The organism is Tunicatimonas pelagia (assembly GCF_030506325.1).
In the GTDB taxonomy this organism is placed as follows: domain Bacteria; phylum Bacteroidota; class Bacteroidia; order Cytophagales; family Cyclobacteriaceae; genus Tunicatimonas; species Tunicatimonas pelagia.
Window position 1 is genome coordinate 633,218 of sequence record NZ_CP120683.1, and the last position, 11,987, is coordinate 645,204.

Below are 11,987 nucleotides of genomic sequence, written 5' to 3' on the forward strand. Positions count from 1 at the left end.
AGTGACCTGCCAAAGACAGGCCATTGTACGGATTAACAACACAACCTCTCCGAACCGCCGCTAAGCAGTTCGGCTAGATTGATTCGCCTATGTTAACTGTTTAGCGGATCATACTTCAAATCCACGGTTACTTCTACCTCTTCAGCAATATTGTGAAAAACGATTTTCGGAATATCAATATCATGATCGGCTACCTTAATCATGAACTTGGTTTGAGCATTTACCTTCGCACCATTAATTACAATGGTTCCCTCGGTAGTAACGGGCTGAGTTACTCCGTGAATCGTCATGGTTCCTTCTACGGTTACAGTGTACGCTCCATCTTTTGTAGGATCAATGGGGCTACCATTGCTGAAAGTGCCTTTGAAAATAGCTTTGGGGTATTTCTCTGATTCCACATAATTTTCATTGAAGTGCTCCCGCATGAGCGACTTGTCAAATTCAAAGGCTTGCATATCCATGCTCACTACTACTTCTTGCTTAGCAAAATCAATGACACTCTGCACTTTATTGTTGTGGGCTTCAATATCCTCGAGGGGCGCACTAGAAAAGAATTTAGTGTGTCCGGTCTGGGTAATAAACTTATCCTGAGCCACTAGCGAGTTGCTTACTAAAAAGGCTAGGTAAATGATGATTATATTTTTCATGGTAATTTAATATAGTTGAAATTGGATAGTTGAAAATTGATAGTGAATGACTAGACTATTGATTGTCTTTTGTTAATTGTTAAGGGATTGAATGAGAGAATGATTGAGTTATTGAGTATTATCAGTCATTGGTCATTAATCATTACTCATCATTCATTGCGGGGCAACCCTTGCGGGGCAACCCTTGCTAATTGTTACTCAGTGCTGGCTCCATCGCCTACCCAGCATGCAATATCCTGAATTTGCTGGTCGGTAAGCTCTCTTCCGCTAGAAGCCGGGGGCATTGACTTACTAGCAGTCCGAGCTTGAATCCGGGCAGCCCGGTTCTGAATGGTTGCTGCGGTTCTAAAATCAGGTGATATGGTACCATCGTGGCAGTTAGACAGCGCGCAGTTATTTTTCACAATGGTTTCTACTGCTTCAAAAGCTACTCCGCTGGATAGCAGTACGGTCTGTACACTCTCGCAGCCATTGGCATCTTGGGTTATTACTTCGTACTCACCGGGGGCTAGCCCTGAGAAAATACGGTTGCTCTGAAAAGGCTGATCGTTAATACGAAACTGGTAAGGCGCCGCTCCTCCCTCGGCCGACACGTTGATCTGGCCATCGGTTGAACCACAACTAGCGTCTACTTTAGCTACCGTGGTGTTCACCCCGTCGCGGTTCGCTACTTGTACCTCTAGGGTTCCTTCACAACCATTGGCATCTTCTACGGTAATGATGTGGCTCCCGGCACTCAAGCCAGAAAATAGACCATCGCTTTGCTCACTGCCGTCGTTGATACGAAAAAGGTAGGGGGCTTCTCCCCCACTGGCTTCTACCTGCACCGCACCTGAGGCTAAACCGCAGTCGGCGTCGGTAACGGTTAGCAACTGAAGTGCAGGCGCGTTATCGCAGTTCTGAGGTTCTGGCACTACCTCGTAGGTACACGAGTATAGTAGTGCCAGAATGAAAGAAGTGAGGACTAGGGTATGAAATAAGTTTCTCATTGTTGATTATCCGGGTAATTGTGAGATAGTCCAGGCTGGGACAGCAGCTCCGTTAGTGTCGCCGCGTTGTGCATCTTGGGCAAAGAAGTAGATAGGGCGTCCGGCGTAGGTTAGCTGCTGCCCACCGTCTGTCCGATCAATTGCCGCGAACGCTCCCTGATTTAAAGTAGAAGGAAGTACTACGTTAGCCACTTCATTAAAGGCAGGCCAAGCATCCAGACACCCATCGGTACATACACTTACGTTATTTTCGTCATTTTCAAAGTAGTACAGACTATTACCTTCGGCATCTACCAGATAAGAGATTGGGTCGCTTCCTACCGCTTCTACTACTTGTGTGGCTAGCATAAGTGTGTAGTCGGGTTTGGCAACAAACCACACTTGACCAATGCCCTCCCCGTTGATCTGATTAGCTCCGGTGTCACCCGAATAGTAGTAGAGTGGCCACCCCTTGTAGGTGGTTTGCATCTCCCCATCGGCCCGGGTAATGGTTCCGAAGTCTGATTGATCCAGACCACTGCCAACTTCAAAATCGGCTTGGTAGTATGCTGGCCAAGTGTCCAGGCAACCGCCTTCGCAAGCACTGGTTCCATCTACATCGCGACTAAAGAAATAAAAGGCCCGCCCATCTTGATTCACTAAATATGACCCTAGGTTACTGTCGTTAGCCAGCTCTATTTGGAGAGTGGCATCTGCCGGATCCGGAGTGGCATCGTCTTCTTCACTACAAGCAGAGAAGAGAAATAATAAACTGAACATTGTAAAAAGTACTGATAGTGTTTTGAGAGATTTCATGAGATGAATTGTTTGGATTAAATAAATTAATTAAAGATTTTTTTGACCTGACTGATGTGTATCGGTTAGGCCAATGTTTTTGCGTTATTGTCTGGGACAAATGTACGCCAACCTCGCTCAGTAGTTAAATTTTTCAGGTATACAGGAGGTGAACAACGGGGAAATATCAGGTAGACGAAAAGTGAACAAGACTATTCTAACTGCAAAACTCAGGAGTGTTAAAATTGCTAAGTTTCAGAGCCTTATTACTTATGTAAGTAGTTTAAAATCAAATACTTATGTTGCTTACCACACTTGCTTTTCAGGAATATAAACTACTCAATTGAGGGGGTGAGATGTGCCTCAATAGCTTGTACACTTTGTTTTACAGGATTTTTAGCAGGGTTACAGAATGCTATGTGCAAAAGAAGTTCCTTTTACATCAAACTGATATATAAAGTTGCGAAAGTATGCCTAGCAGATACGCTATACGGTATCATTTCAGGCAAGAACACCGTCAACAGATAGCTGAGTATCTCTGCTTATCTGGGCTAATTGATGGTAATGCCCGATGCTTCTCCTATTCCCTTAATGTAGCCGATAGCGAAGATTTTTCCGGTTACTTCGTAGCCCGTAGATAGTCCGCTGTCAAACGTCCCTTGTGATTCGCCGTACATGACCGGAGCGTGGTCGGGACGTAGCGGGCCATCGAACCCGCACCTTGCGTAGTGCTGAAGCAGTTCGGCCATCGGAGCAGGCCCGTTGTCATGAAAAGTTTCTCGGAAGTGGTACTTATTTCCAGTCACATCGCGCAGATGAAGGTAGTTGATCCGCTTTTCGTTGAGCCATTTGGTTGATAAAGCATATAAGTCTTCGTCCATTAGCTTGAAGGTGGCCTGGCAGAAGGTAATTTTATTGGCCGCTATCGGATAGTGTTGCCATATTTTCTCAAAGGCTTCCGCCGAAGTCAGAATTCGGCCTACTCCTTTTAGCGGACTGACGGGCGGATCATCGGGATGTAACGACATTTCTACTCCTGCTTCCTGAGCAACGGGCAGTACGGCATTTAAGAAATAATAGAGGTTTCTCCATAAATCTTCTTCGCTTACCAGCTCTTCCTCAGGAACTAGTTCTTTGGCATCTTGTATATCAAATTCGCTTACTAGGGCACCACCCCGCTCGACTACATCGGTACGAGTGCGATACCAACCCACGCTGGCCATAAAATTATAGCAGAGCAGACGAATGCCTAGTTGACCCATGTTACGCAGCATCTGCTGGTAGCGGTCAATCCACTCATCGCGATTATCTAAGCCCAGCTTGATCGGCTGCATATCAAACTGATCGCCTTCCAGACCGTAGAGCGTAAAGCCTGCTTCTCTAAATTCTTGCTGGATAGAGCGAAGCGCAGCCAAGTCGTAAGGAGCAGGTTTGCCCGATAGGCTCGGCATCGCTTTGGTGATGGCGTGGCTTACTCCCACTTGCCGAGCTAGAACCCACTTTCGCTCGTCGTAGCGGGGTGGCAGTAACATCGTGATGATCATGCTAAAAATATCCTCCCTTGTCAGTGATGTCTTTCACACTTTGTCCTTCTTTCACCCAGCCAAAGATTTTCTTTTCGTTTTCCTTAATCTCCTCCGCTCGGGTAAGCACCTCGTACGCAATGGCTCGCGGTACGACCAATACACCATCAATATCACCCAGCACCACGTCACCGGGTTTGATAGTAACATCATCAATTTGTAAGGGTACTTGGTAGTGAGTAATAAGGCACCGACCCAAACTACCGTTAGAAATCCGGTACTCATAAAACACTGGAAAGTCCGCTTCCAAAATCTGATGGGTATCGCGGATGCCCCCGTCAATACAAGCCGCCTTGACTTGCTTACCCTTCGCGGTGGCAGTCATCACTCCCCCCCAGAGGGTGGCTTTTTGGTCACGGCTAGTGTCCCAGACAACAAAAGCATTGGCGGACATCTCGTCCAGCATCTGAGCACGAAATTCCATCTCTCCGGTAATCTTAGCGTTAGGTGCACTCTTCACAGTAAATGCGATGCCCGCCACGGTCCGATATTCGCGTAACGGAATAATTCGGCGGGGCAGAGCTTGGTTTAGCAGCGCGAACTCCCGAAGTACATCATTGACCGCTCCGGTATAAAGCTGTTCGAAACGCTGTAATAATTCTTTGTCCGGAACAGGAAAGGGCTCGGCGGAAATATACTCTCGCTCCTCAATTAATTTCTCGAGGTTCATCATGCCTACTTCTTTTTTATACTGCTCAGTACTCATAGTTCTATTGTTTGATTGTTTTTAGTCCACGGTCGACAGACCACAGTCATCAATCCTTGGTTATTCATCCACTGCCAACTTTCTGTTGCACATTGCTCATTGTTCTCTGTACATTGTACTATACTCCTGGGCAGGACAAAAATCCTCCGTCTATCGGTACGGTAATTCCCGTTACAAATCCGGCATTCTGATCGTTAATCAGCCAGTTCATACAGCCCAGTAGCTCCTTAGCTTCGCCGAAGCGGTTCATTGGGGTTTGCTGCATAATATTCTGAGCGCGCTCGGTTTGCCCCCCGTCTTCGTTGAACATAATCTTTCGGCTGCGGTCGTTCAGAAAAAAGCCGGGAGCAATGGCGTTAACCCGAATATTGACCGGAGCCAGGTAAGCAGCCAGCCACTGGGTGAAGCTCACAATCCCATTCTTGGCCATTGCGTAAGCAGCTACTTTGGTAATGGGCCGATAGCTCGTCATGGAAGCAAAGTTGATAATGTTACCTCGCTTTTCTCGAGCCATACCCCGCCCAAATACAAAGCAAGGAATCACCGTGCCCATCGTATTGATGTCAATGACACTCTGAAAAACACCCATGTCCAGATTGAAGAAGCCCTTCACCGAATCGTCATCCAGCAACTCTCGCTCGTCGTAAGCTGGAATGTTGGTCAGTGCTTCACTTTGATTACCGCCAGCTCCATTAATCAGTACTGAGCAAGAGCCCAACTCTTGGGTAATTGTCTGATGGGCTTCTCGGATCGCAGCCTCGTCAGCCACATCGGCGATGACAGAAATGGCTATGCCATCGCTGGCCTGAATTTCTTTTTCTACCGCTTGTAACTTTTCTAACGTTCGCCCCAGTAAAGCTACTCGATAGCCCTGCTTTGCCAGATTTTTGGCCATTGCTGAGCAGAGCGTTCCGCCCGCTCCGGTGACTACAGCTACTTTATGATCAGATTGGTTCATCTATTCGCTTGTTCTATGGTTCAATTACTATTATTGGTTATTCGTTCGGGCGGATTGCAATCTACCCTGGCTCCACTCTTACCTTCTCTCTCTGTTTTGTTTCCATATTTCATATGCTGTTGAGCATTTTCGTAGCAGAGGTTTTGCACTAGCTCCGATAGCAGCTTAGTGTCATTGGGCAGATGACCTTCTTTGACCCAGGTACCTAGTGTGTTGCACAGTACCCGACGAAAATACTCATGTCGGGAGAAGGAGAGCGGACTGCGCGAATCGGTGGTCATGCCCAGAAACCGACTGAGCATTCCGTAGTTGGCTAGCACTTTTAGGTGGTGCTGAATGCCCTCGTAATGATCGTTGTACCACCAGGCTGGCCCTAGCTGAATTTTTCCGGCTACTCCGTCTTCGGCAAAAGAGCCGGTAAGAGAGGCCAGAGCTTCGTAATCGGAAGGGTTTAGCGTATACAAAATCATTCTGGGTAACTGTCCGGCCTGTTCCAGACTATCCAGAAAACGACATAAACTATCAATGTCACAAGCGTGGCCGATACCGGCGAAGCCACCCGCTCCGCCCGTTATCTTTTTCAGGCGAGTACTGGTCTGTCGCTGCGCTCCGATGTGCAATTGTAGTATCCAGCCCTGTTCGGCGTAAGCCTTTCCCAAGAAATTGAGTAAGTAAGAAGTTAACTGCACACTCTCTTGCTGGTTAAGTTTATTACCAGCTATTATTTGATGAAAATAATTCATTGCCTGTGCTTCGCTGGGTAGCGCAAAGTAAAAATCAGGGTCTAGGGCATGATCGGCCAACCGGCACCCAGCCTGATCAAAGTCATGAATCTTCTGTTGGATGGCCGTTTGATAATCTTCTAGATTTCGTATAGTTAGTCCGGTTTGTGTCGCTAATTCTTTAATCCACGCACGGTAGTGCTGGCTGGAAAAAGCCAGTATCGTATCTCCTCGTAATGATGGGTAAACATTCAGCGAATGGGTTAAGGTCGCCTGCTGATGAGGTTGTAGATCGTCCAGCAGATCATCGGAAGTAGACATCGTTTCTACGCCCCAACGTTTGATAAGATTAGCTGCCCGAAATTCTTCTTGCTGTAATTGTTCCTGACACGCTTGCCAAACCATCTGAGCATTTTCCTCGGTGAGCGTTTCCTTTATACCAAACACCCGTTGCAATTCCAGCGCACTCCAGTGATAAAGCGGGTTGCCAAGCGTTCGCGGTAAGGTATGTGCCCAGGCCATAAACTTATCATAATCCGATGCCTCTCCCGTAATTCTATCTTCCGGTACTCCGTTGATCCGCATCAGGCGATGCTTGTACGGATCAAGGCTGAGCCAAAGCTGGGTAAGGTTCTCGTACTGACGGTTCTCGGCCAAAGCTACCGGATCAATATGGTTGTGATAGTCAATAATAGGCAAGCTGTGAGCCACGTCGTGAAATAGCGCACGGGCTGTACTATTGGATAGTAGAAAATCGGTATGGATAAAACTCATCTTCGTCATTCAATTATCATCGTTGAGCCGTTTTTTTCGCCGCAGGTTTACCCGCCAAAGCAGACCTTTGGTCTTTTGTTTTGCGTTTTGACAACCAGTAAGTCATAGCACTTAAAGTACAACATACCATCCCAACGATCAAGGTTAATTGACCACTTAGCATACCGATAGAGGGTATGCTCATAGTAATAAACAAAAGTCCGGTACACACCAACGCAATAGCAAACAGCAACCGGATTGAGCGATAAAACCCTGGATCAATCACCGCTTGTTCAATAACAGGTACCGGGGTTCTTAGCCGTTGGAAAAATTGCCGCACTGACTGTTCTTGCTCAGGCTTTCGTTGACCTACGTAACCTGAAACAAAAAAGATGATCAGACAGACAGCGATGGCAGTAAGGGTAGATAGCTCCCAAGAAAAGTATGGCAAATAGTTGAGTACTAGTCCAATCGCCACTCCCACTACTAAGCTGGCGATGGCTCCGCTGGCCTTCGGACGAGGAAATAGTACTCCCATCACCACCGGAATAATGAGTGGAATGGCGAACAAGGCAGTAAGTAGCTTATTGGCTTCAAACGCCCCGCCAAACACACCAATAAAGAACGCCCCCCCGATCACAAGTCCACCCACTAGCAGAGTAACCACTCGGGCTACGTTCATTAGCTTGCGGTCGGAGGCGGTTGGATTCACTTTCCTTTTATAAATATCATTAGTAATCACATTAGCTACTACGTTATATTCTGAGTCTAGCGACGACATGGTAGCAGCGAACATGGCAGCCAACAAAATACCCATGATGCCGGTGGGCAACACCTCCAGGGCAACGCTCACGTAGGCCATTTCGGGATTGCTTAGTTCGGGTAAAATCACTCGGGCAGCGATGGGTGGCAGTAAGAATAGTAAGGGAAAAACCAGAAATAATACGGCACTAGCTACTCCCATCTTTCGCCCGGCCTGTTCGTTCTTCACGCTGTAGAACCGCTGAATGAACGCCCAGTTACCATTGAATTTAATGGCAATCATCACATAGTAGGCTAATAAATAAAATGGTGCTCCTTTCGGGCCATTGAACAGGGTAAAATATTCCGGTACGGTATTGATGATCTGATTTAGTCCGCCAGCAGCCTCGAACGTTAGTGGAATCAGAATCAGGGTAGAACAGATCAGCACGATAAACTGTACCGCATCCGTAACAATTACCGCCCAAAGTCCGCCCGTCACCGTGTAGACCACCACAATCACTCCAGCCGCAATGATGGCTACATCCAGACTCAGCGGAGTGGCTGCGGCGATAAATAGGCCGATCGCGTACAAGCGCACCATATTTTCCAGCAGCCGGAATAGCACGCCTCCCCAGGAGAACACCTGCCGGACGGAAGCATTGAAGCGTACTTCCATAAACTCTACCGGAGAAGAAATCCCGGCTCGCCGCCATCGCTTGGCAAAGTAGGCCACCGCGATCAGCATGGGCGGCACCGACGACCAAATAATTAACAAAGCTACCAATCCGTATTCGTAGGCAATACCGGCGTGGGCCACAAATACGAAGGTGCTAAACATCGACATAAAATTGCTAATGCCCCCGGCAAACCAAGGAATGGTACCTCCACCTTTGAAGTACTGACCAATATCCTTGACGTACCACCCGAAGAAGATGCCAATTCCCGCCATAAATGCCATGTAGATGGCAATGGCAACATAATCCAGCGTTTGAATGGTATTCGTCATTTATGTATTAGATTCTCTATCTTCGTGCTCATGATTCAAGTCCTTCATCGTGCGCTCAATATTTTAGAATTCATCGCTCAGCATCCCACTCGGGAATATACACTGACCGAAATTGCCGATCATCACCAGTTGAATCACGGCACTTGTGCTAATATTCTTAAAACCTTGGTCACCCGCCGCTACATTGAGCAGGTAGGCCATAAAAAAGGTTATCGGCTCGGAGCCATGTCTTATCACCTCACCCGCAACCAAGCCTACAAGCGAGACCTGATTGCTGCCGCTGACCTCCCGATGCAGCAACTTACCCAAGCCATCAACGAGACCTCACTGCTCACCATCGTGGTGAATGATCGCCGGATTACGCTGCACTCCGTGGAGTGCGATCGCGACATTCAGGCCCGAGGCAACGTAGACCGAACGGTATACGATTCGGCTACCGGACGGCTGATCCTGGCCTATCAGCCAGAAGCCGAGCAGGTGCGTTTTGCCCGCACCTACGGTCTTCCTGCCGAAGAGGTCTGGTCAGGCATCGCCACCGAAGCCCAATTACTCCAGGCCCTAGCTCAACTACGCGAAGCTGGCCTAGCGATTGATCATACCAGTCGGCAGATTGTAGGACTAGCCGTGCCGTTGTACCAGCAAGGACGGGTAGAAGCCGCCTTGGGTGTTTTTCTTCCCGAACTTCGCTATACCGATACTCATCGCGACAAGATTATCCGTGCTCTACGACAAACCGCCGAGCAGATCAATCAAACCCTTTAATAATGAGCGGGGTGCCGGGAGCGAGGCGCAGGGGGTTTAGAATAATTACTCCCAGCTCCACACCCCCTGCTCCCAGCTACTTAGGAAAACCTTTCAACCATCAATTGATGTACTTGCTTAGTACTTTCTATCATTCCGGCAATGTTCATTTTCTTATCGCCTCGGTACCAGTGCTGCCACTTTTCACCTTGGGAAGCAATTTTCTTCGCTTCTTCTACTCGCTCCAGAAATTCTACCGCCCGCAGCAAGTGCATACTGGCCGCCATCGCATTATTTTCGTCCATCGCTAAGCGAGATAAAACCACAGCTTCCAGCCAGCGATTCAGTTCCAACAGTATTTTATGCTGCGCTACTAGGTTGGTTTGGAAAAACAGCAAGGTGTCACCGCTTAGTTGACTAGCTGCCTGTTCCAGACTCCCCTCCATGCCCTCCAAACTTTGGATTTGCTGCTGAAGCGGAACCAATACTTCTTCGGGCGGTAAACTATTGGCCGGATGCATATCCGATAGATGACGGCTAGCCCAGATGGATTCTACCGTGGGTGTGGCCTCTTGCGCCAATATTTCTTGATATTTTTCAGGTTGTTCCACCTGCATTTTGAGGCGATTCAATACTTTGTAACCATACGAACGGATCTGACCATCCAGCAGCAGAGGCACGCCCAAAGTTTTGTGCGTCTGGTAGCTATCAAAAAACCGTTGGTAGAGCTTTTGTACCGATTCGGCCTGCTCCCCAAAGTGAGCTACAAACCACTGCGACATAAACGCAGCTACCTCAAACGACTGCATGTCGTACAGCATCTCCGCAGAAGCTTCTATACCCAGGACAAACTCCCGCACGTTGGATACGTTCATGATAGCGTAATCCGAAGCTTGATGCTCGACTGCTTCCTCAAACATCTCGTAAGTTTTAGCGGGCGGTACGGCTTGTACCAGATGCGGGCCAGAACCCCAGAGTTGATGATGGTAGTACACTCCGTATCGGTTGGCTGGATTACGTTCGGTTTCGTAAAAGTCCGATTGCCACCGCCAGCCGGGACTGTTATCAGCAAAAATGATAATCATACTGTCGGGAAAGGTAAGATGCCCGGCCTGATTCAGTCCCGCCCCTTCGGCCCAGAGGGTGGTAGATAAAATAGGATTTTTGCCCTCATCTAGCGTATCCACAATTTCACTCTGTACCCGAATAGCTTCCGAGATAATACGTCCCCGATCGGCATCAGACTGAGGTACACCCGGGTCGGCCATCCACATCGGACGGTCGGCAATGCCCCGCAAACCGGTCTGCCAGATTACGTTCGGGTACTTCGCCCAGCGTTGAGCGTACTCTTGCCAGGTTTGGGTAACCTTCTCCGGTTCACTGTAGAAGGAGAACAACGGTTCTTCGCCTTGTTCTTGCCAATAGTTCTGGTAGCCAAAGGCACTTACGCCCAGTGGCTCGATATGATGCATGGAGACGTATAAGCCTCGCTGAGCCGCTTCCGCCACCAGCCGCTCTTCGGGCGGATTGCGGATGTCTACGAAGCTAGCGGGGATAATCAGGTTCATACGTAAACGCAGTGCTGTTTCCAGTGCGGGACGAATCACTTCCGGGTGCACTACCTGGCTGTAGAAACGATAATCGATGTTCCGGGCACCACCACCGTTTTTCCATTCGGTGAGCAAGTCCTCGTCGTTAATAAACCAGCCCCGGAAGCGAAAAGTCGGCTCATCCTGCACGATACGTACTTCTTCCCAAGCGAGCTGTTCGCGTTCAGTGGGTTCCAACCCGCTCCAGTAGTAGGTTGGATCGACGCTTAGATAATCTTCGGCAAAGTGATAGATAGCAAACATGGTAGCCCGTTCGTCGCTGCCCGCCATCAGCAAATGTTGCTTACCGTTCACGGATATATTCTGCACTACGTATGCTTCCCATTTTCCTACTAAAGTATCTAAATCGGGATGTAATCGGATGGCCTCGCCACGTTGGATTTCATCTGCCAAATTGAATACTAGCATCTGCGAAGCGGTAGTATCTAACTTTTCGGAAATCAGCAGTTGTTTTCCGGTGATCTTCTCAACATCTGACCGAATATCATCCACTGCTAAGCGAACAGGGTTGGAAGTACCTTCTGGCAGATAAATATTAGTTGACTGTGTATTATCAACCAGTATCAAAGCGGGAGCAGCGTCCTGACAGGTAGCCAACGTACTGATTACTAATACTAGAACCAACGATAGATTTATATTGGTTAGGCTCTTTGAAAGAAATCCCCCCTCCCCCGTTTCACGGCGGCCTCCTTTAAAAAAGGGGGAATATTTCTTGCTAAACCTTAGCTTAGTCGTTTCATCCGCTTGATTCATA

General features: G+C 48.2%; 10 protein-coding genes. 1 reads left to right on the plus strand and 9 read right to left on the minus strand.

Annotated elements, in window-relative coordinates; genetic code table 11:
- Positions 1-92 precede the first annotated feature (92 nt).
- The 8 genes from P0M28_RS02530 to P0M28_RS02565 all read right to left on the minus strand — a co-directional run bounded on the left by P0M28_RS02530 (position 93) and on the right by P0M28_RS02565 (position 8,882).
- A complete protein-coding gene (locus tag P0M28_RS02530; protein ID WP_302207862.1) occupies positions 93-647 on the minus strand; it encodes a YceI family protein in 555 nt (184 codons plus the stop codon).
- A 194-nt stretch (positions 648-841) separates the two neighbouring features.
- The gene (locus P0M28_RS02535) at positions 842-1,636 is read right to left on the minus strand and encodes a SprB repeat-containing protein (protein ID WP_302207863.1); all 795 of its coding nucleotides are present in this window, start codon (positions 1,634-1,636) and stop codon (positions 842-844) included.
- Between the two features lie 6 nt (positions 1,637-1,642).
- Positions 1,643-2,431: a hypothetical protein gene (locus P0M28_RS02540; protein WP_302207864.1), complete on the minus strand. Its 789-nt coding sequence runs from the start codon at positions 2,429-2,431 to the stop codon at positions 1,643-1,645.
- 530 nt (positions 2,432-2,961) lie between these two features.
- Complete coding sequence (locus P0M28_RS02545) at positions 2,962-3,954, minus strand: mannonate dehydratase (protein ID WP_302207865.1); 993 nt, start codon at positions 3,952-3,954, stop codon at positions 2,962-2,964.
- A 1-nt stretch (position 3,955) separates the two neighbouring features.
- A complete protein-coding gene (locus tag P0M28_RS02550; protein ID WP_302207866.1) occupies positions 3,956-4,699 on the minus strand; it encodes an RraA family protein in 744 nt (247 codons plus the stop codon).
- 118 nt (positions 4,700-4,817) lie between these two features.
- Positions 4,818-5,657 (minus strand): SDR family NAD(P)-dependent oxidoreductase, encoded by an 840-nt coding sequence (locus tag P0M28_RS02555; RefSeq protein ID WP_302207867.1) that lies wholly within the window; start codon positions 5,655-5,657, stop codon positions 4,818-4,820.
- Between the two features lie 20 nt (positions 5,658-5,677).
- Positions 5,678-7,153 (minus strand): glucuronate isomerase, encoded by a 1,476-nt coding sequence (uxaC, locus tag P0M28_RS02560; protein WP_302207868.1) that lies wholly within the window; start codon positions 7,151-7,153, stop codon positions 5,678-5,680.
- Between the two features lie 16 nt (positions 7,154-7,169).
- Entirely contained in the window at positions 7,170-8,882 is a 1,713-nt protein-coding gene (locus P0M28_RS02565) for a sodium:solute symporter family transporter (protein WP_302207869.1), read from the minus strand.
- A gap of 30 nt (positions 8,883-8,912) precedes the next feature.
- Here P0M28_RS02565 and P0M28_RS02570 point away from each other — a divergent pair, with 30 nt between their 5' ends.
- Positions 8,913-9,644 (plus strand): IclR family transcriptional regulator, encoded by a 732-nt coding sequence (locus tag P0M28_RS02570; RefSeq protein WP_302207870.1) that lies wholly within the window; start codon positions 8,913-8,915, stop codon positions 9,642-9,644.
- A gap of 80 nt (positions 9,645-9,724) precedes the next feature.
- Here the strand turns inward: P0M28_RS02570 and P0M28_RS02575 are convergent, their stop codons facing one another.
- Positions 9,725-11,986, minus strand: a complete 2,262-nt coding sequence (locus P0M28_RS02575) for a glycosyl hydrolase 115 family protein (protein WP_302207871.1) — start codon at positions 11,984-11,986, stop codon at positions 9,725-9,727.
- Position 11,987: the final 1 nt, after the last annotated feature.